This is a genomic window from Pseudomonas sp. IT-P294 (genome assembly GCF_949767865.1).
Lineage (GTDB): Bacteria > Pseudomonadota > Gammaproteobacteria > Pseudomonadales > Pseudomonadaceae > Aquipseudomonas.
The window spans coordinates 241700-267236 of sequence record NZ_CATKQW010000056.1 but is presented as its reverse complement, the minus strand read 5'-3'; the positions used below and the strand labels follow the sequence as shown (position 1 = coordinate 267236).

Genomic DNA, 25537 nt, shown 5'->3' with positions numbered 1-25537 from the left:
TCATGGATTGGGATTATTGAATGAACGCTAAACACGATCCAACTTCGCCGGCATTGAAAAGCCTGGTGCCAATGGCCAATGACTTGCCAAGCATTGATTGGGACGCTCCAAATTTTGCCGAGCTGGTCCGTTTACCCAAACTGCCTGATAGCCAGATCCGTTATCGGATGCTGCACATCAGCGAAATCGGTGAAGGAAAGCCCGAAGCCTATCGTCAGGCAATGACCAATGTCATTTCCTGCCTGAACAGTACTTCCTGCGCCAGCGTGTACATCCTGTCTGGCCGACCCGAAGGCATCAATTTGTACCTTGGTGTCGCGACATCTTCGCAGGACATCGATATTCCGGATGCATCGAAAATGCTGCGGGCTACCTTTGAAGGTAACTTTCTCGGCGCTCGACTTGAAGACGTTCGGTCTGATGACGACAAGTTCAAAAATCTTTATCACGATAGCCGTCACTTGGGCATGATCACCGGTGTGCCTTCGTTCAATGAAAACGACCGTGCGGCAGAAGAGGACTTCCAGGGCGTCGAGCGACTGGCCAACAGCCTGGTCGGAGAAACCTGGCAACTGACTATCTATGCGGAGCCCGGCAAGGACGATGAAGTCCGCGCTACCCTAGACAGCGTCTACAACCTTTCGACGTTGCTGTCGGCGCATATCAAGCAGTCCGTGCAGCAGTCCGAGAACAGCGGATGGCAAAGCACCCAGACCGCCGGAACCTCGACCACTGACACTAAAGGCACCTCGACGTCCTCCAACCGGGGTTCCAGCATGGGAGCCTCCAGCAACTCCTCCAGCAAATCAACTCAAAACGGTACGAGTAGAGACTCGGGCACTGGCACCAGTGATTCAAGGGCCGAAGGTAGTAGTGACTCCCAAGCCAATGGGGTGAGTGGCGGTCAAAGTCTGGCCATGACCCGTGAGCGCACCGACAAACGCGCCGAAGAGCTGCAAAAACACCTGAGCGAAACGTTGATCGAACGTTTCCTTCAGGGGCGCAGTAAAGGCATGTACCGCACAGCCATTTATGTCAGCGCCGAGGCTCGCAGTACCTTTGAGCGGCTATCTCGCGGTTTGATTTCGACTTTCCAGGGGAATAACTCAAGCGTCACACCGCTACGGGTTCATAAGTTGCAGTCCGGCACTACTTTCAACCTGCCGGAGTTGTTACAGCTACGGCGGCTGAAGAGCAAAGGTATTTCCGCTGACAACTGCGTTGCCCACAGCACGCCGCTGCTTCCGGCAGGCGAATTGCTGGGCGCGACATGGCTGAACATTGAAGAGCTGGCGTTGGTCGCCGGTTTGCCGAGCCTCGAGTTGCCCGGATTGAAAATTCGCAAGAATGTCGACTTTGCCCTTAATACCGGCACGGATGCTACATGCGCCGACAAGACGTTGAAGATCGGCAAGATTATCCAGCATGGCCGGCTGCTGGAGTTCAAACCGGTCAGTCTGCCACTGAAAGAACTGTCCAAGCACGTTTTCGTGACTGGCGTAACGGGAGCAGGGAAAACTACTACCTGCATGAACCTGCTGCTGGAGTCCAGGCTACCGTTCATGGTGATCGAACCGGCCAAAACTGAATACCGCGCACTGCACGGTCGCGGGGTTGAGGTCGATTACTACACCTTGGGCCGTGAAGATCTCACACCGTTCCGCCTGAATCCTTTTGAACTGGTCTCCAGCCGGCAGAATCTGGCCAGCCATATCTCGGTGTTGAATGCCACGCTGGCGGCAGTGTTTCCAATGGAAGCGGCGATGCCGTCGATTGTCGAAGAGGCAATTATCGAGGCCTACAAGGCCAAGGGTTGGGATATTCACAGTACACAGAACTTCTTGCTCGACGATCCTTGGAGAAACGGCAGCGACGCCTGGCCCACCTTCTCCGACATGATCGCCAAACTGGACAAGGTCATCATGTCCAAGCAAATGGGGCGCGAGTTCGAAGAGAAGTACCGTGGCTCATTGGTCGCGCGTTTGACCAGCCTGACGCTCGGGGTCAAAGGACGGATGCTCAACTCTCGCTACTCGATGAATTTCGACCAGTTACTTGATCGCCACGTAGTGATCGAAATGGAAGAAATCAAAGACGAGAAGGATAAGGCCCTGTTGATGGGATTGATCATCAATCGCTTGGCTGAGTGCATGAAACAGCGGCATAGAGTCCAACCGACATTCCAGCATTTGACGCTTATCGAAGAAGCTCATCGTCTGTTGTCGCGGCCGGAGCCCGGCGATGCCGAATCCAAAAAAATGGGCGTCGAAATGTTCGCTAACTTGCTCGCGGAGGTGCGCAAGTATGGAGAGGGATTGATCATTGCCGATCAAATTCCGAACAAGCTGATTGCTGACGTGATCAAGAACACGAACACCAAAATCGTCCACCGTCTGTTCGCTGCCGATGACAGAAAAATCATCGGTGATGCCATTGGCTTGAGCGAAGAACAGCAGGCCTTTCTACCGCTGCTCAAACCGGGTGAAACCATCGTCTACTGCGGCGGTTGGCACGGTGCTGTGCGCGTCCAGATCGAGCAGATTGCGCAAACTGACGCGGCAGAAATACCGGAGTCAGCGATCAAGCAACGCGGTCGTCTCCAGCTCTGGGAGCAACGAGACAAATTGCTGCCGCTACTGGCTGCAGATCCATTGATGAGTAAGCCAGAGCAGCTGGCGCAGGTGCTGGAAAAAGGCTGCTTGCTGATCAACATGTTCCTCACACTCAACCACATGCGTTTGCAGGCGGACAGCTCGAAACCATTGCAGGTGCGCATCGCACAACGCTTTGGAATTGAGGCTCGAGCGTTAAGCGATTCGCTCAACCTGACACCTGCACAGGTGTTCGGGTTATTAGCCAAGGTCTTCGAGGATTGCGCCAGCATTCCTGATTGGTACGAAGAGGACTGGATCATTATTCGTCCGCTGCTCGATCAAGCTTTTGACGCGTTGGGTGACTCGCTGGAAACCTTCGACGCGACCTGCGCACAACGGCCGATGAAGCGGCTGGAACTCCTTAAATCTTTCGACTCAATCTAGGAATCTGAACCATGGTATTTCCTCTCATTGCAGCAGTATTCAGCACAGTAGCGAGCGTTGTAGCCACCATTACACCGGTAATCGCGTCCATTGGTCCGGCCGTTGCTACGTTCTGTACTACCGTACTGCCCAAGATTGTGCCGGTGCTGATCGGTAGCCTTGAAAAACTCAACACGTTCGTCAACGTGGTCCAGGCCGTGCTACAGATCATGGAGATTTTCCGACCTGGCGAGCAACTCAAAGACATCGGTGACAGAGCCATTCAGGCATCCCGTCAAGATATCAAACCCGAAAACTTCGACAGTTTTGATGCGTACATGAAAGAAATTCGTGCCTTTGAACTCGACCCTGCCCAGACGGACAAAATCACCGATGCCGATAAATATGCCGCCGGCCTGGTAGTCGGAGCCCAAGGTATGGATGAAAAATTCAATGTCCGTGAAGGCACCATGGCCAATCTTTGGCCGCTGGTGGCGAACAATCCGGAGTACTTCACCAGCACTCGTTTGACCTCATTGCTGAACTCCACAACTGACGTCATCAGTCTGCTCAAATACTTTGAAGGCCGTCTTGCTCCGGCCGCAGCGGCAGAGACCGAAGGTAAAATTGTCGCCGCCGAAAAAGCCATGGCACCTGAGAAAACTGAAGAAGCCATTTTCGCGCAACTGGATGCGGCGGTTGAGCAGTTCAAAAAGCCTGAGGCAATCTGACAGCCATGCCTCGCACGTCGGTTTCGGCGTGTTGAGGCCATCAATTGGGACCGTCCCGTGTCTATCGAGAAATATGCTTTAGTCCTGATCGGCGATCAGATCGCCTGTTTTGAGTCAACGGCCGCGCCCGACGATTTGTGGAAAATCACCTTGGTCAATGGTGATCCGTGGGTGTTCCTAAACAGCCATTCGGCGCATACCGCAGGCTCGGTGCTCAAGCAATTGAGCGAGCGCCGCAATTCAAGCAAGCAGATGGCGCAGGTGCACATCACACTGATCTATGAGCAGGCTACGGCTCATCACCTGTTTGACGTTTCCAGAACACTCACCGAGTTGCAATGCACGAGTTGGGAAGTACTTCGTTATGAGCCGATAGCAGAGCGTATTACGTTGCCGGAGGGTGAACAGCTTAGGCCCTACGATGCTACCTGGCTTGCACAGTACGTGTTGACACAACAAAGCCCGGCTCAACTGGCGCAAGCGTCCGTACACGTTGCTTCAGCTGCCGTGTCCGGCTTGGGCGAGTTGCAGGACGTCGAGTTGTTGCAGCTCTATTTGCCGTTGTTGTTTCAGAACTTCTGGTCCAGCGTCAGTCCGCAGGATCTGGCGTTCATGTCGGGTTCGCTGCAGATTCCAGACGTCGAGTCACCTTTCCCCGAGCCGTCGCTGGAGGCCATCGCCGTGCTGCGTCGACGCTTCCTGAAACTATCGGTCACACAACGCAACGCGGTACTCGGATTTGCCCAAGAGCTGACTTACAAACTCAAGGTACGAGCACAGTTGCGCGACCTGCTGGAGGTGGTTTGATGGACGAGCTCTCCTCACAGATCCCTAAAGTGGAATGGCTTAGAGTAGAGCTGATCAAACTGCTGGGTAGCGACTGTGAGATTCAGCGGTTGGTACTTGAAATCGTCGCCTCACGGGAAGTTTCGCTCGAACCACTCCCAGAGCCGGTATCAGAGCCCGAACAGGAACCGGTCTCCATCGTCGCGTTTCCGACAGCCGCGCACGAATGCCCGGACGACCCATTGCGCGCGCAGTTGTCCGCTCAATTGACCTTGCTCGACGCCATCTCGAGCGATCAGGAGCTCAATAGCACGTGGCTCATTCAAGGCGAAGACCAGGGAAGGCAGCTGGCGCGTTTGTTGGCCAGCGCCGCCCAATGGGAACGCCTGCTTGAACTGTGGGACCTGCTGGCCGAGCGTTGCAAATCCCAGGCGCGCCCGGCACATGTCTCCGAGCTGCACATCCTTGAAGGATGCCTGGGTATCCATAACCTGATCTGGCGCGATCGCCAGGCAGAGCTGTGCCAGGTGGACGCGGGCGTTGAATACGACTATCGCCTGCATCAGCGAGCCACATTGAGAGGGGATGTAATCACGGCGCAGTGGTTGCCAGGCCTGGCCAATGCGGGAGGCGAGCGACAGCGTCTCCCCTTGGCTGCGACGGAATAGGTGCCAACACCGCCCATGGATTGCCGTTTAAAAACAGAGTCCTACCAGACCAATGACCATGTACCAGGCTTCGTCTTCGCCCGCTTTGCTCGGTCAGTTGATAGGGCTGCTAAAACAAGTCAAAACATTAAAGGAACGCCGTATGTCAGGGAGTACTCCGCCCCGTATCCGCAATGCGTTTGTGGCAAACCTGCGCGTCAAGTGCGCATCTGAAATTGCCGCCTCGCGGTTTTGGCTGGTGGGGTATCCCGAAGAGTCCGCGTTGATTCTGTACGACACTCAAACTCGGTTGATGTGGGACTACGACTGCGATGCCCACTCTACCTACAGTCTGTGCGAGGCAAAGGAAATCCTTGATGAAAAACTGATCATGGGCACTGGCCCATGGCGTGTTCCCACCAAGGTCGAGCTGGTAGCGTTTGCTACCACCGAGGACAATCCTCTACACGATGGCTACTCCAAAGCGATAAGAGGGGAAGAGTATTGGTTGTCGCAAGAGGGAACGGTCGACGTTGTTGGCGATTGGTTTGAAGCCGACGGGATCGGTTACCTGATTGCATGCAGCGATCAGGTGAGGCGCTTCGACACTCAGGCGTTTGTAACTCACGCCATCCAGCGCGGCTGGAGCCTGACTACTCTTGATGCGGACTACGACAAGGATCCACTAGCAATCATGAACACTCCAGCACCTGATTTGGCCACTCTGTACCGCGACGTCGACTACCGTATCTGCCGTTTACCCAAACTCAGTGATGCCCAGTTCACCGACCCGAACTTGGGTATGTGGGAGTTCTGTGGCGAAGATCAGGCTTGGCTGACCGAAGCCAAGCTGCGTGCCCGCGACCCGGTGACGGACGTCAAGGACTGGAACATTGCCATCGACTTTGGCACGAGCAGCAGCGTAGTGGCCTACGACGATAACGGCCGATACAAACTGCTGCGTATCGGCGCCAAGGACCAGTGGGAAAAAGAAAAACCCGAGCATTACGAAAACCCGACGGTGCTTGAGTTCATCGATTTGCAACGCAGCCTGGAAACCTGGAATTCGGAGGCTTACCGCCCCAATCTGGATTGGGACAACGTGCGTTGTTCTCACGAGGCTTTGCACAGCCTGCGCAATAACGGCAGCGACCCCAAAGTGGTCGCCAGCATCTTGTCCAAAATCAAACACTGGGCTTTACGCCATGGTTCGGACAACCTCACTCGTATTGCCGATCGCGCAAACGGTTATGAATACCAGCTTCCCGCCCTGACCAAACGTGATGTGGTCAAAGGCAAGGCGTTGACCGTCAGCCAGGATGATCCGCTCGACCCGATCGAGTTGTACGCCTGGTACTTGGGCATGGCGATCAACTGGCGCAGCCGCGGACTCTTTTTGCGTTACTACATGACGTTCCCGGTCGCCTATACCCGTGATCTCAAAGAAACCATCCTGATGTCATTCCGCAGAGGTCTGCAGCGCAGCCTGCCGCCTCAGCTACTTGAGAATGAGGTTTTCAAAGAGTTCTGCGTCGAAGAACTGGCCAACGAACCTGCCGCCTACGCTGCCGCCGCGCTGCCGAAACTGGGCATTGAGCCGACCGAGAGTGGCATTTCGTACGGCGTTTTCGACTTCGGCGGTGGCACCACCGACTTCGATTTCGGGCGCTACCGCTTGCCCACCGAAGCCGAAGAGGATGAAGGTTGGGAAGAGGTTTTCGAACATTACGGCAACGCCGGGGACGCCTACCTTGGCGGTGAAAACCTGCTCGAGAACATGGCCTATCTGGTGTTTCGTCACAACATCGAGGTCTGCCGAGCCAAGCGTATTGGCTTCGTTCGACCGTTGGACGCAGAAGATTTCCCTGGCTCGGAGATGTTCCTGCTCGATAGCCAAAGCGCCTCTACCAACAGCGTGATGTTGGTATCGCGTTTGCGTCCGCTGTGGGAACAAGGTGCCTTGCCGGAGAAGAACGGCGTACTGAAACTGCCATTGCTTAATCGCGACGGTGAAAAAATCGACAGTGAGCTGGCCGTCCCTGTGGATAAGCTCTTGAGCTATCTGACCGTTCGTATCGGCTTGGGCATTCAGAACTTTTTCAGCGCTATGAGTAAAGCCTTCACCGGGCACCCGGTGGAAAGCGTGCACGTATTGCTGGCCGGTAACAGCAGCCGCTCGGCGATTGTGCGTAAGCTGTTTGAATCAGTGTCTCAGGGTACTGGTGAGGAAGCGGCTGAAATCTTCGGCAACCTGGCTTCCACGTTGGAAGTCTTTGTCAGGAAAATGCAGCCGGAAACGGGCACCAAAGCCTCAACTCCGCCGCCAGAGCAGACCTTTACAGTCAAAATCTATCCGATAGGCGAATCCGTCCCGACGATCATCGTCCATCAACCGCTGACTGCTAATCCCGACCAACCCTTCAGTCCCAACGGCAAAACAGGTGTTGCAATCGGCCTGCTACGTCTAGCCCCCGGCAGCCCGGTCAAAGTAATCTCCAATATCACTCGCGACACCGAAGAAGCGCCGTTTGCCCACTACGTCGGTCGCGTTCAACGAGGCAAGTTCAGCCCCGGGCTGCAGCAAGGCGAGTCTTACAACACCTGGAAAGAGCTTGGCGTCCCCCGCGACCGGGTCTTCAACTTGTTCCACTCCCAATCGCCAAGAGCCCACACGGGTGAAATGCTCGAAGGCGAAACCGGTCTCTACAAATACCGATTGAATATCGTCGGCGATCACCAGGGGCATCGGGTGTTTGCCCAAGCGACCGGACCTCATGGAATACAGCTATGTACCGCGAGTTCGCTGGAAGCGTTGCAAGCAGGGGATTGCAGTGTGATTGGGGAGTTGGATTTGGCAAAGGTGTAAGAAGTTAGAGCGTCGCTCGCTATCGTTTTTTGCACCGACGACATGCAACGATCTCTTTGGCGTTGAACAGGCCGCCACGAAAAGGGGTGGCCCAGTGCCATGGTTCGCGTGGCTCTAGTTGGTTAAACTCCATCCACTATGCGTTATTGAATTCAATATCGCCGACTCACTGGTTTGCACTCGAAGGATCGATCATGGCGCTTTGCAGTAACTTTGCCTTCTTGGAAGAACACGACCCGGTATTCCTGCAACTCGCAGGTACGGCCGAACAAGTATTCGCCAGTGACCCCAACACCACGCTGATCAAGCTGCGGCAGTTGGGTGAAGCCCTGGCCCAGGATGTAGCCAGCCGTGCGGGTGTCGAGATCGAAGGCAACCTTTCGCAGGCCGATCTGATTTACCGGCTGGATCGCAATATCGTCAGCCTGTTCCACACCTTGCGAGTTGAAGGTAAATCCGAGAGTTCCTGGAGTTGGTCGAGCTGTCAAAGAATTCCGCTGATGCGCCCGATGGTGTGCCAATTCCGTATGTTTAACATGCGCCGCGCCACCCCCTATAACCCCCCAGCGCATCGGCGCAGCGCATGAGTATGCTTGCGCCAGTGCGCCAAACATGACCGGCGCAGCGCCGAACACCATCGGCGCAATCGGCGCAAAGAAGTGCCCACCCAAGATGTCGTCCTATCGTCGGCTTATGTGGCTGAGAGGCGATATGAAAAAGTAGGGCAGGGGGAGTAAGCGATGAGCAAGAACCGTCTGTTCATAAATCAGTCCGAAATTCGCCTGATTGTGTCCGTAACCTGTCACGCACTGAAACTTCTTTATTTTGTGACAGGGGTAGCGCTGCGCCAGCGTTATGACAACACCCATATGGAGTCGACCTCATGAGCGAATCACTCAGTATTCCCAAACGCGACGAGGAAACACAGTCTCAATTTCAGGTCCGCATAGCGCTCACTCCGGAGTGCCTGAGCGCCGCCGTGCTGGTCACGTGCAAGCACTTTGATGAGCCGGTTACAGAGGTCGTGGAGGAGCTCAAGCGCCAAACCGCCGCAATGAACAGCGGCGACATGACCCGTGCGGAGAACATGCTTTTGGCTCTGGCACATACCCTTGATGGGCTGTTTGCCAATCTGGCGGGTAAAGCAATGGTGGCAGATCATTTGGACCGAATGGATAAGTTTTTGCGGCTGGCGCTCAAGGCACAGAGCCAAAGCCGCGCCACCTTGCAGACTCTGGCCGAACTGAAGGCACCAAAACAGATTGCCTTTGTGAAGCAGGCTAATATCGGCAATCAGGTTCAAGTGAACAACGGCAGTCAAGCATCCCCCACGTGCACGCGGAAAATCAAAAAAATGCAGAACGAACTATTGGAGGTTGAGCGTGGCGAATGGCTGGACACCCGAGCGACGGGCACGGCAGGCGGAGCTGATCCGGCAATGGCGACCATGGGAGCGAAGCACCGGACCACGCAGCGCCGAGGGTATGGCTGCTTCATCGCGCAATGCCTGGACGGGCGGGATGAGGCCGCTGCTGCGAGAGCTGGCCGAAGAGCTGCGAGAGCAGGACAAGATTCGTCGCGAGATTCTGGACTGAGTGAAACACCACTTCCGAGTGCCTGAGCACCGCCGTAGTATGAATGTGAAACATTGATGAAACTCCAGTTGAGGAAAAACTGGAGCATGACGTGGTTTGAATGAAGAACCGTTGAACTGTTTTCAGCAGTCGTCACAAAGAGATTGATGATTCCTGGAGCCCCTAAAGGGCGAGAAAACTTTCTTAAACAATACGCGCGTGGATCATCACCAGGCTACCCATCTACGGCATAGCCAGTGGGGGGCGGCGTATTACCAAATATTTGGATAGGTGCTGACCACTGTTTGCACACGGGTTGATCAGTGCATGCCGAAGAGGTGACTGGAAGAGATCGGCCAGAAGTGGACGCTCCCGAGTCTCTACTTAATTAGGGGCGATTCAATCGGGTTAGCAGGGCGTTGTTGTAACTTCAGCCCTTCCAAGGGTAAGCCTACCTTCTCACCGCCTACGAGTTCGCCGGCGACCAAGTCAAAGGGCAATACCCATAAACGCAAATCTTTAGTGAAGGCGAAGGGCTCTAAGGCCCTGGCAAAGCGATCGTGCTTCGGGTAAATCAGCACCATGTCACCTTTGCCTTCCAAATAGCGTTGGCCGTAGGCGAACATCTGGTAGAAATCGCTTTGTTTCAGGCCATACTTATCGTCTGGGTCTGCACCGTCGAGCAGCTTCCACTTTGCATCCAGAATCCAAGTGCTGGCTGCATGCCTGAGCAAGAAGTCCGGCCTGAGTTGAAACAAAGGTTTCCCTTGGTGTGAGCATAGTGAATGTCTAGATGGTTGAGCCGATAACGTGGCCGCTGAGGGTAAATCTCGGCGCAGCATCACCTCGACGTAGCGTTCGAATAGCTTCTCCATGGGGAACAACAGGCTGATACCGTGCCAGCCACCACTCACAGCCAGTGGTGACTGTTCACCTAGGATCAGTTCGCACCAAGGCTTTATCGGCTGATAGTGCGCCATCAGCCGGTCGGTGCGCCATCGTTTGAGGTCCTGGCTGATACTGCGGCTTGGAGCCACTTCATGCAGTAGGTGACGCAACTCATGGGCCAGTCGCCAATTGTCAGGATCTCGCGTGAATTCGCACACCCGTTCCAGAGCTTTACGCAATAGCCGGTTCTCCGGACCGTCAGGTTGGAAAACGTCGTAGCGAATTTGGAACAGGTGCTCGCGCCCGGGTGGTTGGCGCATCTGCGCCACCACATTGAGCTGCCCACGCAGGAACTGCTGTTGTTCTTCGATGTTGCGATAGTCGAAGCGCATGCCGCGTTTTACAAGATGATCCAGCGCCTGAAGGAAATGACGCATTAACCATTCAGGTAAAGGCGTGTCGAATAGTTCAAGACTCGCCATGCTTGTCTGGCGTACTGGCAAGTCCAACGCAGCCTGAATCATCTTCTGCAAAAGCGCTCGGCTTTCTTTCAAGCAATCGTTGTGGTGCCTATGCTTGGGAAGGATTTCCAGTCTTGTGCCGCAAGGCGTTTCAACAATGCCGACGTAATTGTCCAGCTTCAGCGACCGCTGGCCGTTGCGTTGGACCAGTGGCGCACCATTTTTCTTAAAGGAGGCGCTCAGTTCACATAGCCAGTCGAATGCACTGACGGAGACCTGCGCACGGTCCAGCGTAGCCTTTATAGATTCGGTGGTAAGTTGCGCGTGCTCACGAACCGTTACGCTGCTCACAGGTTAACTGCATCCGGCTCGGACGCTGGTACGGTCGGTTGGTGCACAGTAGCGATCAAGCTCCGATACGCAGTCGCTCGAGTGAACGCCTGCTGATTGATTCGCCAAGGCATGTTATGGACGGAAACGGGTACTTTGTCGCCGAACAATACGCTGAGGTCTGCCTTTGACTGGTAAACGAAGTGGTCTGCAGGGTCTACTTTACGGTGATCATTGAGGACCCATTGAATACGCTGCCAATCCTCAAAGAAATACTCCTGCAACAGCGGCAGTACCTGATTGCGGAAAATCGAGGCCAGACGCTCCATGGTCGGTTCTAGTTTCAAGGGTATGAAGTAGGCGTGGCCGAGGCAATGATCACGATCGAGAAGCACCTCAATTCGCTCATTCATCACAGAAAGCAGGTCCGCGATATTGATACCACTTACCGATACGTTGCGCAGTAGAGCAGGCTGGGGAGGCATCTCCTTAAAGCTGAACCGTCGCCGCAGTGCGATATCCAGCCCGGCCAACGAACGGTCGGCGGTGTTCATGGTGCCGATCAGGTACACATTGGATGGCACGCTGAATTGAGCCTTGGAGTAGGGTAGCTGCACATGCAGAGCCTCCTCGGCACCGGCGCGCTTCGAGGGCTCAAGCAGAGTGATCAGCTCACCAAAGATCCGGGAAATATTGCCACGGTTGATTTCATCGATTATCAGCACGTGAGGTTGATGTGCTGTCGCCGCCGTTGCAGCTAAAGGCGCTGCTTCGAGGGCAATACCCGCTTCCTGAAGTGCCTGTTGCAACGCAGGCCATTTGATACGAGCCAAGGGATAGACCGTTTTCTGGGTCAGGCTGGTATCACCATTCAGGGCTAGAATATCGAAGTTGATGTGCTTGGCCAGCCAGCGCACCGGTAATACGTGGACGAAGTTATCGCGCAGATAAGGCTCCTGGTGCTCATCGAGGCGGTACTCACCGGTTACCACTCCCACGCCGCAAATGGACGTCTTGCTCTTGAGGCACAGCAGAATGTCGCCCGGCAGGATTTCATTGCCGAACATATTCAAGGAGCTTTGATCGTTGGTGCCGAGTTTGTGGGCGGGGTCGGCCAGATTGGCCTTACGGATGTCTCCGACCTTATTCCAGCCGATTCGCGCTTCACCGTGTTTGAAGCAGTGATTTCGCGTCTCGCTTGGTCCCGCGTCATCAATGGATATTTTCCACACCCGTGCATGCTCGCGGACACCCACCTTGTGTTCATAGGCTTTGTCGCGGACGGCATCCTCGCACAGCTTGCGAAAGATGCCGGGCTCAACGTCATAGCGAATGCCTCCGGCCGTTTGATCGTCACCTTCGACCGGCAACGCGCGTATACCCTCCACAAAGTCTTCGTAGCTGAAGCTTTGGTGAAAGGTCACGAAGCGAACTCTTTCCTCGTTGGAGAACTCATCGAAACGCGCCTTCAGTTGCGCTCGATCACCTACTGCGCCACGAAGGAAGTCCGGGTCGAGAATTTCCAGGGTTGCTTCGATAGTGGCGTAGGTTTTGCCAGTGCCTGGTGGGCCGAACAAGATCTGGTTCAGAGGTGCGGACATGGTTACATTGAGCTCTTCTGTGAAGGGTGGCCGGGGTTCTACATCAGCGTCGTCCAATTCATAGGCTTCGCAGAACGCCTCAAGGTCGCGAAGATTTTTGAGCGTAACCAAAAGCGCTTCAGATCCTTGCACAAGCTGTGGTGCACAGGTGGCCAGGCCGGAGTGGCGGGTACGTTCGCTGGGATAAGGTTCTGTAGAAAAGGGCGTAACTATTTGCTGCCAAGCCCCTGGTGAGACGAATGCGGAAAGTTCTTTCTTCTCCCGCACCAACGCTAACGGCCTACCATTCCCCAAGGTAAAGCCCGCCATTTTTTGAGTCGTGTTGATCGCTTCAAACCGGTCAGGCTGGCTGTTGAAAAAGCCCAACGCTTGTTCAGGCAGACTTTGCTCATATAGCCAGTGCTGCGCCTTATCCCAGAGGCGATCGGAGCAGGCAAACAGATTCTCATCATTACGAGTGGTTATCAGCTGCTGGTGTAGAGCTGCAAGATTTTCCTTGTAGCTGGCCTTCTCACCAAGAGCGGCGCGCAGGTCTCTTGCGGCGAAGATGCCAAGGATCTGAGGGCGTTCTCGGTCTTGGTAAAGGAAGGCGATTTTCCATTTGAACACCGGACCGAGATCGACCTTCTCGATTACATCCAGATCGCCCTCGCGGGCGGCGTTTGCGACGGTGATAATCAACCCGCGCACCAGAGCAAAAGCTTCGTCCGCACTATCTCCGTATTTGTTCAGCCAAGCATGGTCTGCGGTAAAGCTATGATGCGGGCTGCGCTTTTCCACTTTGTCCAAGCGTGAGAACACACCAAACTTGAAAGATGAACCACCCCAGATCGAGCCCAAAGGTTCGGTGTGCTTTTCCAACCAGCGGCAGAAGTAGTCATCTGTGCCCGCCTGGCTGTATTGCTTCAGCGTCATGGCTGGCAAGGATTCGAGCGGCCAGCGCTCAAGGAATGCGGTCCAGATCTTTTCACGCTCTGCAATGGGTTCATGCATTCAACCATTTCCTTTTGGTGAGAGAGTATTCATCAGAACTGAGGTTTTTGGCGGAAGGTTACTGCGTCGCGTTGCGCGGGACTTCAATTCATAACTTGAACCCGCTGAAAAAAACAACAACGTCGTTGGTGGCCCTCGTTGTCCAGCAATTTGAAGTGGTAATGGTTGCTTCCGAGGTAATAGGGAGGGGCCGCTTGGGAGCGGTAGCTACCCTTCGTGAAAGGCAGTTATCAGCCAAAAGTAGACGGTCAGCCTTGGTGGTAGCTGTCGAAAATGGAGTTACGAGTTACCTTCTAAACGAGGGACGATTCAGAGTATCTACTTTTTGGGTAAAATTGGCTTCACTACACGAATGGCAGGAGCTGGAACGATTATGAAGGAATCGTATAAACAGATCGTAGCCCTAAGTAAAGGCACTGTCCGAACACTTCTCGACGAAAAGAAGGTTCTTATGTCCTACCTGTATAGTCAGGCGCTCACGTACTGTATAGAGCATTCGGAGAAGCATGGTGATTACTCCCTTCTTGGTGCGTTGGTGAACATATTTGACGGTCGTGACTTCAAGCTGTTCGTTTCAGCATGGATCTGCGAACGTCTTGGGCTGACAAGCAAAATGGGGCCAGATGGTGCCGTCTTCGCAAGGAGCGGGAAACCTCCCAATACGCATATGAGCTTTAAGGTAAGTGTGGAAGAGTTCGCCGGAGCGAAATTTAAGGCAAAAGTGCCGGTAAAGCCTGCTGCAACTAAGGAGAAGAAGACTCCAAAGCGTGTTGATATGCTCGATTCGTGGGCACGTCTGCCGGGTAGCTTCGGGCATGGGAAGCGGTGACCTAGTAAATCATTGAACTACGTCGCAAGTGGTTAAGATGACTTCAGACATTCGTTTCTCGCTCACGGCATCCATCATGCTTTATTTTTCGACTTTGGTTCGTAGGAGCGCATGAATGAACCCTATTGCCACTTTGCCGATTGCTGCAATAGGCAGCAATCGACCGAGGCTGAGTAAAAGCGTTTTAGTGCAGGGTTGAGGTATAGAACCAGAACGAAAATCGCATTCCTACGCAGATTTCAGGTCTGTCGATTAACGAAGGACTGGTAGATTTTATGTAGCAACGCAGACGTTAGAACGGTGTCTGCGTTTTTACACAGTCTGGGCCAGAAGCTGCCGGCCAAGAGTACGGCAAATAAGTCGGTTCTTTCTGCCTGCCCCCCTTTGTCTTCGTAATCACGCTGGTGCGAAACGGTTGAGTCGTCTCGTGATCAGGGCGTAATTGGTAGGAGATTGGGTATCGGCGATCACCACCCCTTCCTCATCAGCGTCTCGAAATCTCTACGTGACAAGACCTGAGCGCAGTTGCGCCAGTCGTTATCAGTTGGGCGCATGGTTGCGTTGTAGCGCAGATCGAAGCCGGTTTCCTGCTTCTGGGCATTGATGTACTGATCCATAAATTCCCCGAGATGCTCGATGTCGTCAATCCATTCGTCCTTGATGGTATCCGGCAACGAACCGAACAGATCGAAGCGGTCCTTCATGCGCTCGGAAAGGCGGTCGTAGACTTTTTCGTCCACCGTCTGCTCGTTCACGAGGTTGAGCATGTCCACTTTGTCGCGTGTCTGACCGAAACGCTTGATGCGGCCGATGCGTTGTTCGAGTTTGGTCGGGTTCCATGGAAGGTCAACGTTGATTAGCGTGCCCAGAGTCTGCAGGTTGAGTCCCTCACAGGCTGCATCGGTGGCTACCATAAGGCGAAGCTTGCGATCCGCGACCATGCGCTTGAGGGTTTCACGTTCGATGGCCACGCTGTCACCTTGTCGATAGAGCCGGCTGCGACCAGCCCCTGCATAAAGACCTACCGCCTCATCGGGGTAGCGTGCAGCGAGCGATTCAGCCACCCAGCGGGCGGTGTCGTAGTACTGGCTGAAAATGATGCACCCAAGCTCACGCCAGCCCTCGTTCTCCAGGTAGTGCAGGATTGCCTTAAGTTTTGGATCTTCCTTGACCAGCTTCAGGCGATCTAGCAGCCGCTCCAGGGCTAGCTGCTCATCGGTGCTTTGTACTTGCACTGAAACCTCACCTTCATCGCTTTCTTCAGTGATCGTCTCGCCGCCCAGCAATTTGGTGGCGGTGTTGATCCCTGCGACGATACTGCTGCATATGCGCTGCTCCATCAGATTTTTCATGAAGCCGCTTCCACGTCCGCTGCTGGCCAAAGCCTTACCGAAGCCGCGAGCCTGGTTGTAAGCCTCACGGAAGTCCTCACTGGAACGCAGAGCCAATCCCTCAAACAGCGCATGGAAGCGGTGAACATCCTTTACTAATCCGACATCAGGATGAACGTCCACCCCAATGGCCTTGAGAAGCCCCTCATTTTCAAGCGTGGTACGTTTGCGCAGCACCACATGGCGCACAAATGGATTCTCGCGTTGGAAGAAGCTAGCCCCAGAGACGCGGCGCTCCAGTGCATCCTCCATAACCTCACGGGCATCCTCACCCAGCTCGGAGTATGAGCCGCCAAGCCATTCGTTCTGCGGTAGCCCAAGATCCTGACGAATCAAGCTGTACAGTCGCCGAGCTTGGCTGTCTTGTGTTGAGTTAACGGTAGGCAATGGCGCACGAAGCAACCGCCAGGCATAACCCGCATCCGTTACGTCCTCTTCCCCGGATAGGATCGGAATAATGTCCTTGGGCCTGTGCCATTCTGAAAAATCACCGCCCAGAACGAAATTACCTTTGCCCTGGTGCAGAACCCGCACCAAGTCCCACAAGTCCTCCCGGCGAGTCTGGATTGGCGTTGCCGTCCCCAGTAAAACGTGATCTGAGCGGGCAGAAATGTCACGGATGAACGCCAGCAACTCATTCGGTGTGCCTGCGTCCTTGCCCATCCCCTGTCTGGTGCGCGCCTTATGAGCCTCATCGAGTATGACCAGCCCAAAGCCGCCACGGAGCCCGAGCAGATGCGCCTTCTCCGGCGAGTCGCGCAGCATCAGGCCAGTTGAGATGATGCCGATCCTCAGTGGGCAGCTTGCAACATGCCCAGCTCCCTCGGCCGAGATCGCTCGTCCTTGCTCATCGAGCCAGGCTTTCTGCTGCGTCTGCCATCGCGCGCAGGGGATGCCTAGCTTGTCCATCATCTCGGTCTGCCACTGCTCGCAGAGGGTCGCCGGTGCAAAGATGATGACGGGCTTACTGCGCCCTTTCTGCTCGGCCAGGAGGCTTAACGCCAGTGCAGCTGTTCCCATGGACAGTGTTTTACCCAAGCCGACCTCATCTGCTAACAGCAAGCGGACAACGCCATATTCTTGGTAATGCTTCAGGCACTCTGTGACGAATCCCTGTTGCCAGGGCTGCAAAGAGAACCCTTCGCGATACAGTGGCGACTCAATTAGGGCAGCAGGGGCAATTTGCTCAGGTTCTTCCACCTCTTCGATAGATACCTCATGGCGGTGGCTGCGGCGAGTAATTTCCCGGCAAACCGCATCCGGCAGGGGCTTGGCAGCATTCCATAGATACTCAAACTCATTTTCGATCCATGCGACCCCTTCAGGAGAGTCATCAGACCAGAGGATTTCGTAGTGGCTCTGCCAACCACTGCTGGTCTCGTTCATTGAGCCAATGAAGCCTATCTTGCGGCCATCGGCCAGATCGATCACCCCTGCCTTTCCATGCACGAAACCACAGGCGCTATCAGGCGCAACCCTGATGACTTGGCCGCGTTTCTCCAGAAAAGAGGCCAACTGCTGGTAGCGTTCGCGATTCAGCAGCGATTCAATCTCAACCGAGCGTTCGTTCAGCTTGCCCAGCAGCTTGGCCTCACACACCTGAGCCACCCGCAAGTCCTCTGCCTGAATGTCCGCATTGCAAACAATCTGCACCTCGGGAATCTGATCGATCAGCTCTCCGGCGACCTCAAACAGCGAACTGGTGAAGTAGCCGGCGATTCGCCGGTAACGCCGGGCCCCTTTGAGGTGCTCGACGAGAAAGCTCTGATCCAGCGCATGAGTGCGTGAGGACAAGCGGGTGATTGTCATGCTTTAACCTCTCAGGAGTCCAATCGCTGCGTTTGCATCCGTGAGACAAGAACCTCTGCAGCCGAACGCACAGCTACATTGCGGGACTTATTCTCCAGGAAGCGAACTAAGTCGATAAGCTTCGGACGGATTTCGAGGTAGTCAGGCAGATCCTCCATCAGTGTTTTGACTACAGATTGCGGTTCGACATCAGTTAGCAGCTGCTGAATAGCGATGATCAGATGGCCCAGCCAAGTTGGGCCGACTTCCGTGCTATCGGTCAGCTCACGGGAGCCGAACTCATCAACTTGCTTCAGCCGCGAGCCATTGGCCGTCATGCTTGCCATGACTTTCGTGTAGTCATCCACGCGGAAGGCCTTGGCAAAGTTCTGGTAGTTATCCAGTTTCGAGGAACCAACAGACTCCATATCCATCATGCGTAAGTAGAAGCGCTGAATGCCATCAATGGCTTGCCAGGTGTCCAGCGCAACTCCTTCAGGCACCAAAAGGCTGTTGGCAGCCTCGGAGGCTTGCTGGACGATTTCATCCACCACGGTGATCTCGCCTTTGATGCGTGGCCGTAAGGCGAAGGTAGTGACATCGGTCTCGCCGATCTTGGTGTAGGCGGTCAGCACTTTTAGGGCTGCCGCGTAACCTGCCATCTGCAGGTCTGCATCATTAAAGACAGGCTCGCCCATTCGGGCTTCAACCTCATCATTTAGATGCATCATCTGTTTGATCTGGGTCGCAACCTCATTGCGAACTGCAGGAAGAATGCGCTGTTTGAAGCCAACCTTTTCACCTGCTGTTCTCTTGCGCAGCATCAGGGTCACAGTGCCTTGTACATAACCGCCCTTCTTCAGCTCGGAGGTAGTCTCAGTGGCGATGTACCAGGCCGCAACCACCTGCAGGCCTGCGGCCCAAAAGATGCCAACCATATCAGACCAGACTTCAGTGCTCTGGTGTGTGAACATCACACATTGCATGCCATTGTCGGGCATGTGCTTGGCCATCGCAGAGTAAGCGTCAATCATGCCACGCCGGAAATCATCCCCATCACCCTTGATTGCCAGAGCGCGGCGTGAGTCCCAGGTCCACTCGTTGAAAGGTACAGGGGGGGTCTTTCGCAACCAGGCGATAAAAAATTCCGAGATCTCGTGGTAATGAACAGCATCTGCGTAAGGAGGGTCAGTTATCCAGAGATCGGAGAACGTTTGAACGGCGCTGGAATCCGCATTGCTGACTTCCATATCAGAGTGGATTGGATAACTCGACGGTGACAAGAAGGTAAAGTCTTTTAGTGAGTAAAATGAGCGCGCACCGTAATTGAATAGTGTGTTTAACGCCTGATTTGAAAATACGTCCTTCACACCCTCTCTGCCACGGTCGGCCGAATCCCACCGACTGAGTTTTGTGCTTCTATTTACTGCCGAAGCTATGCTCAGCCCACGAGCTGAAAACGCTTGTTCGCAGAACTCCTTATGAATGAGACTGAATACTACGAGCTGACGAGGATTGAATAGGTGATGCCAGTAGGTCCACCCTCTCTCACGAATAGGTTGATCCGTGTTGTAGCCCGGTTCGATAGCCATGTCAGGAACAAAGCCTTTCTCCTGCCACTCTGTAAGATTCCTTTCAATTAAAATATCCAATGCTCTTTCGCGAACAAGATCCTCCGGTGTAATTCCGGCAAAGAATGTTACCTGTCTACTCTTTCCAAACGTGGCTGCTGTTATCCATTGAATGCAGTAAAGACGATCCTGGAAAATATCATCTGCGCTAGGTTTAAAATCGGACTTTGACCATAGGCGCAAACGGCTGGCGGATTTTCCATCGTTGTCTCTATAATCACCTCGTAGCGTCTTAATTGGCGAAGAGTAAGTCTTTCCATCAAGGTTATAGACCATCATTCCGGCAATCACCGTGCCTGTTTCCGCCTCGCGCATTTCAACTGCGCTTGCACTTGACTTTATCTCGATTTCAAATCGCTTGTTTTTGTGGTCGGGTACAAGTTTGGCAACGACATTCCAAGTTTTAGAAATTACCCAAGACGGTGCCAGTGGAATCATCCAACCAGTATCAGGGCAGCGAGTTTCTGTGCAATAAAGATACGCCTTAGCTCGATTCCCTTTACTGTCATGCTCAATGCCTAATTCAATGACTTTCTTCTCAACCGCAATCGCAACCGCTTGCTGAGCCCTTTCAAGCTCTTCACGCCGCTCGGAACACGCACCGATTATGTTCAGATTCCCCCAATTAAGCATGCAGGCGATGGGATTGAGATCGGAAGCAAAAACATTACAGCCCATTCGTGCAGCCTCGAACGGTATTGATCCCCCGCCAGCAAAGGTATCACCCACTTTCGGGCGATGACCAAAGCGCAGTATACCTAGCTGCTCAATCAGTTCCTCCATGCAATTAGCATTGATACCTAGATGTCTGAGCTGAAAGTTCACTTGAGCCCAGACTGGAGCAAGTAAGAATTCCTGATCGACCTCCTCAGGACGCTTACACAATAGGGAGCGCTCCTCATAGGTCGGTAATGTAGCCAAGGCCTTGGCATAAACATCTGACTTGGCGGCGTCGCTGATCCCCCGCTTCCAGCTGAGCTTTAAACCATGGTCCTCTGCGTCTAGCGGAAACCACCAAGCGTTAACATCTTGCTCTAATAACTCGCAGCCCTCGGTGATCTTGAAACTGAAGTAATCCCAAGGGTTATTCAGGGTAATCATTTTGGCTATTTCGGAGGGCTTCAATCCTGCGGCAGGCACAGCCCTCCGACCTAGGCCTTGAGCATCGAAAGCCATCAAAGTTTCGAAAAGCTCCAGATCTTTTTCGGCATCATCTGTCTGCGGCAGAAGACTACCCAGGATGATTGCACGCACCAAAATCAGTGGCTTCCTACCTTTCCAGTAGGAACCAAGAGCTGTCAGAGTCTGACCTGAGCCCGCTTTTCGTTCTCTCTGCGCCTCAAAAGACACCTTTTGCGCCGGGAACACTGTTTCGATGAGCGCAGGAGCATCTTTCAAAGCAAATGGCACCAGCTGCACGGTATTCATTGCAGTCATTTCGGTTTTCCTTAATCGAACAGGCCCAGCGTCGGACGCTCAGTATCTGGTTTGCGGGATTTCACAGCCTGCGGCTTGAATAGTTCTGTTTGCGCTACGTCGCCCAATGCGTGCCGAAGAGCCAATCGCCACCCCTTGTTGCCGTCATGTATGCCACCTGTATTCATAGCGGTCATGCCGAACAGCCACCAGCGTTCTTCTGGGCGCAAGGCCAGCCAGTTGCGTACTGCAACAGGAATCTTCTCAGGATTCATATCTTCAACTGCCCAGGCCAGCACGCAGAGCTCTTTGCCGAGCAGACGATCCACAGGGTTGTCGCCCATCTTCCACGCGCTGACACGCAGGTTGTGTTCCTTCAAGCGTACATTGAAGGCCCGCTGAACTTCGCTGCGGATCGCCGTCCAGCGCGAGCGCTCAATCACTACGCGCTCAATGATGCTGGTTTGCTGATCCTGAGCTTGCATCCCTAGGCTTTCGATGATCCGAACTACGCCTGTCGAACTCTTGGGCACCTCCACCATGAAATGATGAGGGTCTGTGGTGGCAGGCACACCAAAACCGATGGTTGGGCGCTCAGGTGCCTTGATTTTTTTGGCTCCATTTACAGTTTTACTTGGGGAGCGAGCCATGCCTGATTCCTCTTTACGTAATGCGTTGGACATGGTCACTCTTCCTGAATCACATCGCCAGGCCGCAACTCGACACCACTGAGTTCCGCGAACTCCTTGGCAGCGAAGCCATTCTCAAAAGTCGCTCCGCTTCGAATTTGAACGGTAACGGTTTCTTGCTCATTTCCTAGCGCCTTACGCAGCCCGTTGATGGCAGCCTCGATAACGGAAGCCGAGATCTCGCGCTCTACAAAATTGATGCTAACGGTGTTTTCACCTTCACCAATTTGGATGCGTACCCCCTTGAAGGTGGCGGGCGTGCTTTTGAAGGTGTTGAGCACGCCAAACACTTTTTCTGTACTGTCGAGCGACACCTTCTTGCTCTCAGCTAACTTTGCCGGCTTGGCATCGTCGATCTGAACCTGTTTGTCATTGGCAGCTGGGATCTGAAAGTCAGCGGTACGAGTAGCCTCGCCCGAGCAGGCATAGACCATCAAGCGGGCAGGCTGCGAGCCAACCTCGAAAGGGGCTCCGTACAATTCCCCATCCTTAGGGTTGGAACCATCCAGGGTGTAACGCATATCGGCCGTAGGCATGCAGGAGAGGGTAACCATGCGTTTGTCGGCGATGGCCTGGACCTGATGACGCACACGAAGTTCGGCCACCCAGCGCTGCGGCTCGCCTGTTTCATGATGACCTTCGCTGTCCACCGCGAGGAAGTACAGGGTCGCTGCGTCGGTCGTGAAGTTATCCAGGTCTTCGACCTTCGGGGCGCTTGTGTCGACCTTGGCGGTCTGCGCGTAATGAACCACCGGGCTCTGGCCCGCATTGCGAGGAATAAGGGCCAGAGTGGTTTCGCCTGTTGCTTCGTTCGAGGCATGCAAAGTCACGTTAACAGCAGTTTTTTCTGCCGGGAACGGTCCTTTTTCGATGTAGCCGTCAGTCCCTTGTCGCCAGCGGCCTTGCTTCAGAGCTTCTGTCTTAAGGGTGTCCATACCTCCGGTTCCGGGCATCCAAGCCCAAATCGGATTGCTCTTCGCGCGCATCAGCACATCCTTCCATGGCGTTCTGCGGTCATTCGCCGGCCAAAGATCCTCTTCTGCCATCGCCCAATAGGTGCCAGGCTCATCCGATAGATTGAGGATCAGTTTGTAATTGGCACGAGGGCTGGCCAGGAGCTGCTCAATCTGGTGTTCGGCAGAGTTAGTGCCTTGTCCCATGTTCAGGCCATTATCAATTGTGGCTTGCATGAGTTGGGCATTGCCAGTCATCTCGTCGATGGCTGGGAAGTAGATCCGATTGTAGGTGCCGGAAAGCGCTTTGTTGAAGCGCTGCTGGGCATCTTCCAGGCGATCACGTGCCTCCTCGAAGAGGCTGTCACCGTCCTTCAGTCGTTTGCAGATTGACTCAATTGCATATAGATCGCGCAGGCGATCTTCGACTGTATCGGCGAGATAGCTGTCCTGACCGGACAGCACCATGAAATTGTTCTTCTCTTGCTGGTATTCAAAAAAATTGACCAGTTCGCTGGGCGGCAACTTGCCGTCCGGACGCACCACAATCAGGACGCGTGGCCCGCTCAGCTTCAAGTCGTCCAGTCGCGGCAGCACCTGGACATCCTGGTAGGCTGCCTTGCTAACCGGCTGCAATACTGCTGTAAGCTTGTTGATCAGTGCCTGATCAATCTTCGGCTGAGGGATGTCGCGAGCATTTCGCTCAATCTGGCGAGAGAGGTTTTCTGTTTCTTTAATAAAGAAACGCTCTTCTTCGCGATGCAGATACCACGCCTGCTCGCGCAGTTTTTCCAAGGCTGTTTTGAACTCATCGGACTTACGGTTTGGTGCTGCCAAGAACTCAATGATCTCTGCCTCGGTCAGGCCAATTCGACCTCCGACTGCCCGGGAAAATGAGGACGCTAGCAGAAGGGAGCCGACCTGCTGAGCAGCATCACTACCCAGGTTGGCATCGATTTCCTCTGCAATGGATTGACCATCGTCGGCAATATCGTGAGCCATGGCCGGGCGGAGCGAGTTGGCAATGCGTCCGACCTCCTCACGCACTGCATCGTCATTAAGACGCAGGTGTTGAGCCCCAGCCAGGAATACATCATCGGTTTCGCGGTCATCGACGCTCTTGAGCAGACGAGCAGCGAACTGCATCAGACCTCGTGTCTGCCGGAAACCTTCGTTCTCCTTAAACAAGGCAACTAGATGCTTAAAGGAGGGGTGGAATGGGTAGGTTTCCCTGACTTGCTGGGCGACCTGCTCCAGGCTGGTCGCCACAATGTACCCACCATCCGCTGCTGCCTTAATGCGCTGGGCATATTCCTCGGCAACATCGTTGATGACGGACTCCTCGGGCAGCTCCAGAATCAGTCGCTTTTTCAGGATCTCGTAGATCTCATTACCAGCCAGTTGGACGGGGGTGATGGTGCTGGCTTGGCGACTGGCTTCTTGCTGGAGGTTAGAGATTGCTTCGGCAATTGCCTTGGTCTGAGCCACATAGCTGCCAGATAGGTTGGCAATCACAACGCAGCAACGAGGTAGCTCCAAAGCAGCACTCATCAGGCAACTGAGCGTGTAGGTGCTTACAGTAGCTAGCGTACCGCCACCGATGACAGTGGTGCTTGCGATTTCTAGGTAAGGCGGCAGCTCATCAAGCATGATAAGCGTCGGCTTGTCCCCGATGATTTTCTTCCAGCCAGCCTGGTCGACCGCACGAGGGCCATTGACCCAGTAGGGCTTGACGGACTCTTCTTCGCCCAGCTGGGTAGCGATCTCACCCCAGATGTAGTTCTCGGGGGTGTTTCGACCGTTGAATGCCGCTACTCGCACTTCACCAACGTCAATCCGCTTAGCAAGATCGGGTGACAGCACTTCGCTGCGCAGATGAGGGTGCTTAGCCAGCAGGCCGAGAGCAATCATCATGTGGGTTTTACCGCCACCCATTGCCTGGGTCAGTTCGAAAACCGCCTGATCTGATTTGCCGTCAAGCCGCAGCATCCCCTCGCGAAACAGCTGCTCCATGCCGGAGGTGATGTAGTTCCGTGCAAAGAACTCGCGGCCATCTCCCTCATCTGAGATAAGGGCGGAAAGGTTCTCGATCCCCTCGCTCATCCGGTAGTCGCGAATGATGGGGTTGAATGTGCATGCCTGCTTGACTGTCTTGAGCATCTGCTCGACTCCCTGAGAATTATTTAATCGTTGCTCGACTGACTGGAGGGGTTGGTGGGCTGCGGAATGGAAAGCTCCCGGCTCACCTGCTGCAGAAACCACTCGCGCATGGTCAACCCGCGCGCCTTGAGTTCGGCATAGATCTTCTGCTTTTGAACGGGATCAACCTCGATCACAACGCGATTGCTAGTTTTCGTCGGCATGGGCACTTGGCTCGAGTCTGTAACGTGACGTGATGTTATGTTCCAAGATGAGACAGGGGAAGCCCAATGGACATTAATTCATCTTCTGTTGTAAGAGCGGGTTGAAGCCGGCCCCCTGTGGTCTGACCTTTACTTTTGCTTTGGGGGATCAGAAACGAAGCCGGACTCTCAAACGTTAGTGTGAGCTCCGATGACAGTTGCACGTCTGGTAAAGCACGGGACCAGACGGATCGTTTGTATTACGGAAATTCGAGTAGATGAACAGCTAAGCCCAGCGCTTGGGTGTGGGTCAAAGTGTGGGTCAAAGTGTGGGTCAAAGATGGTGTTTCGTATAAAGCCCTTATTCTGTGCGGCTTTCAGGCATTAAAAAGCCGGCTTGTGGCCGGCTTCTCGGGGACTGGCTTGGTTCATTTTTGGTAAACCGCGCCAGCCTTCAAAACGTACACCCGGATCTTGCGTCCGGCTGTGGGACTTGGCGAGAAAATCATCTGCCTTGTCGGTGCGATCGGGCCGCGGGGCGGGTCGATGCGCAAATGTGGGGCGCAGCATACTGATTTTTTTGGGGAATTCCCAGTGCGATGTG

Annotated in this window: 16 protein-coding genes; 9 read left to right on the top strand and 7 right to left on the bottom strand. The window is 54.2% G+C overall.

Translation table 11 applies throughout. The features are described 5' to 3' along the window. Window positions 1-20: 20 nt before the first annotated feature. The 8 genes from ACM6I0_RS27270 (at window position 21) to ACM6I0_RS27235 (ending at window position 9668) form a co-directional block, all read left to right on the top strand. Window positions 21-3038 (top strand): ATP-binding protein, encoded by a 3018-nt coding sequence (locus tag ACM6I0_RS27270; protein WP_414923723.1) that lies wholly within the window; start codon window positions 21-23, stop codon window positions 3036-3038. A gap of 11 nt (window positions 3039-3049) precedes the next feature. Then, the gene (locus ACM6I0_RS27265) at window positions 3050-3748 is read left to right on the top strand and encodes a hypothetical protein (RefSeq protein ID WP_414923722.1); all 699 of its coding nucleotides are present in this window, start codon (window positions 3050-3052) and stop codon (window positions 3746-3748) included. A 57-nt stretch (window positions 3749-3805) separates the two neighbouring features. Next, window positions 3806-4555, top strand: a complete 750-nt coding sequence (locus ACM6I0_RS27260; RefSeq protein WP_414923721.1) for a hypothetical protein — start codon at window positions 3806-3808, stop codon at window positions 4553-4555. Further along, a complete protein-coding gene (locus ACM6I0_RS27255) occupies window positions 4555-5202 on the top strand; it encodes a hypothetical protein (RefSeq protein WP_414923720.1) in 648 nt (215 codons plus the stop codon). The genes ACM6I0_RS27260 and ACM6I0_RS27255 overlap by 1 nt, the downstream gene beginning before the upstream one ends. Before the next feature lie 142 nt (window positions 5203-5344). Then, window positions 5345-8047 carry a hypothetical protein gene (locus ACM6I0_RS27250; protein ID WP_414923719.1) on the top strand — a complete coding sequence of 901 codons (2703 nt, stop codon included), beginning with the start codon at window positions 5345-5347 and terminating at the stop codon, window positions 8045-8047. A gap of 194 nt (window positions 8048-8241) precedes the next feature. After that, window positions 8242-8634: a hypothetical protein gene (locus tag ACM6I0_RS27245; RefSeq protein WP_414923718.1), complete on the top strand. Its 393-nt coding sequence runs from the start codon at window positions 8242-8244 to the stop codon at window positions 8632-8634. Between the two features lie 153 nt (window positions 8635-8787). Continuing rightward, window positions 8788-8934, top strand: coding sequence for a hypothetical protein (locus tag ACM6I0_RS27240; RefSeq protein WP_414923717.1), 147 nt, complete (start codon window positions 8788-8790; stop codon window positions 8932-8934). Continuing rightward, on the top strand, window positions 8931-9668 hold the full coding sequence (locus ACM6I0_RS27235) for a hypothetical protein (RefSeq protein WP_414923716.1): 738 nt from the start codon (window positions 8931-8933) through the stop codon (window positions 9666-9668). Before ACM6I0_RS27240 ends, ACM6I0_RS27235 begins: the two co-directional genes overlap by 4 nt. A 333-nt stretch (window positions 9669-10001) precedes the next feature. Here the strand turns inward: ACM6I0_RS27235 and ACM6I0_RS27230 are convergent, their stop codons facing one another. Then, window positions 10002-11321 (bottom strand): McrC family protein, encoded by a 1320-nt coding sequence (locus ACM6I0_RS27230; RefSeq protein WP_414923715.1) that lies wholly within the window; start codon window positions 11319-11321, stop codon window positions 10002-10004. After that, window positions 11318-13894: an AAA family ATPase gene (locus ACM6I0_RS27225; RefSeq protein WP_414923714.1), complete on the bottom strand. Its 2577-nt coding sequence runs from the start codon at window positions 13892-13894 to the stop codon at window positions 11318-11320. The genes ACM6I0_RS27230 and ACM6I0_RS27225 overlap by 4 nt, the downstream gene beginning before the upstream one ends. A 373-nt stretch (window positions 13895-14267) precedes the next feature. On the opposite strand from ACM6I0_RS27225, the gene ACM6I0_RS27220 reads away from it, so the two are divergent. After that, window positions 14268-14723, top strand: a complete 456-nt coding sequence (locus ACM6I0_RS27220) for a hypothetical protein (protein WP_414923713.1) — start codon at window positions 14268-14270, stop codon at window positions 14721-14723. 467 nt (window positions 14724-15190) lie between these two features. Here ACM6I0_RS27220 and ACM6I0_RS27215 read toward each other — a convergent pair whose 3' ends face one another. Genes ACM6I0_RS27215 through ACM6I0_RS27195 form a run of 5 tightly spaced genes read right to left on the bottom strand, consistent with a single transcriptional unit; the run spans window position 15191 to window position 24954 of the window. Beyond that, entirely contained in the window at window positions 15191-17923 is a 2733-nt protein-coding gene (locus ACM6I0_RS27215; protein ID WP_414923712.1) for a phospholipase D-like domain-containing anti-phage protein, read from the bottom strand. An 11-nt stretch (window positions 17924-17934) separates the two neighbouring features. Then, on the bottom strand, window positions 17935-20970 hold the full coding sequence (locus ACM6I0_RS27210; RefSeq protein ID WP_414923711.1) for an anti-phage-associated DUF1156 domain-containing protein: 3036 nt from the start codon (window positions 20968-20970) through the stop codon (window positions 17935-17937). Window positions 20971-20981: 11 nt separating this feature from the next. Beyond that, on the bottom strand, window positions 20982-21632 hold the full coding sequence (locus ACM6I0_RS27205) for an anti-phage-associated DUF3780 domain-containing protein (RefSeq protein WP_414923710.1): 651 nt from the start codon (window positions 21630-21632) through the stop codon (window positions 20982-20984). 2 nt (window positions 21633-21634) lie between these two features. Continuing rightward, window positions 21635-24751, bottom strand: a complete 3117-nt coding sequence (locus ACM6I0_RS27200) for an anti-phage-associated DUF499 domain-containing protein (protein ID WP_414923709.1) — start codon at window positions 24749-24751, stop codon at window positions 21635-21637. 23 nt (window positions 24752-24774) lie between these two features. Next, window positions 24775-24954: a hypothetical protein gene (locus ACM6I0_RS27195; RefSeq protein ID WP_414923708.1), complete on the bottom strand. Its 180-nt coding sequence runs from the start codon at window positions 24952-24954 to the stop codon at window positions 24775-24777. Window positions 24955-25537: the final 583 nt, after the last annotated feature.

Excerpts from the sequence above, each read along its gene's own strand:
- ACM6I0_RS27270 (WP_414923723.1), top strand. The coding sequence starts at position 21 with ATGAACGCTAAACACGATCCAACTTCGCCGGCATTGAAAAGCCTGGTG.
- ACM6I0_RS27265 (WP_414923722.1), top strand. The coding sequence starts at position 3,050 with ATGGTATTTCCTCTCATTGCAGCAGTATTCAGCACAGTAGCGAGCGTT.
- ACM6I0_RS27255 (WP_414923720.1), top strand. The coding sequence starts at position 4,555 with ATGGACGAGCTCTCCTCACAGATCCCTAAAGTGGAATGGCTTAGAGTA.
- ACM6I0_RS27250 (WP_414923719.1), top strand. The coding sequence starts at position 5,345 with ATGTCAGGGAGTACTCCGCCCCGTATCCGCAATGCGTTTGTGGCAAAC.
- ACM6I0_RS27245 (WP_414923718.1), top strand. The coding sequence starts at position 8,242 with ATGGCGCTTTGCAGTAACTTTGCCTTCTTGGAAGAACACGACCCGGTA.
- ACM6I0_RS27240 (WP_414923717.1), top strand. The coding sequence starts at position 8,788 with ATGAGCAAGAACCGTCTGTTCATAAATCAGTCCGAAATTCGCCTGATT.
- ACM6I0_RS27235 (WP_414923716.1), top strand. The coding sequence starts at position 8,931 with ATGAGCGAATCACTCAGTATTCCCAAACGCGACGAGGAAACACAGTCT.
- ACM6I0_RS27225 (WP_414923714.1), bottom strand. The coding sequence starts at position 13,894 with ATGCATGAACCCATTGCAGAGCGTGAAAAGATCTGGACCGCATTCCTT.
- ACM6I0_RS27220 (WP_414923713.1), top strand. The coding sequence starts at position 14,268 with ATGAAGGAATCGTATAAACAGATCGTAGCCCTAAGTAAAGGCACTGTC.
- ACM6I0_RS27215 (WP_414923712.1), bottom strand. The coding sequence starts at position 17,923 with ATGACAATCACCCGCTTGTCCTCACGCACTCATGCGCTGGATCAGAGC.
- ACM6I0_RS27210 (WP_414923711.1), bottom strand. The coding sequence starts at position 20,970 with ATGACTGCAATGAATACCGTGCAGCTGGTGCCATTTGCTTTGAAAGAT.
- ACM6I0_RS27205 (WP_414923710.1), bottom strand. The coding sequence starts at position 21,632 with ATGTCCAACGCATTACGTAAAGAGGAATCAGGCATGGCTCGCTCCCCA.
- ACM6I0_RS27200 (WP_414923709.1), bottom strand. The coding sequence starts at position 24,751 with ATGCTCAAGACAGTCAAGCAGGCATGCACATTCAACCCCATCATTCGC.
- ACM6I0_RS27195 (WP_414923708.1), bottom strand. The coding sequence starts at position 24,954 with ATGCCGACGAAAACTAGCAATCGCGTTGTGATCGAGGTTGATCCCGTT.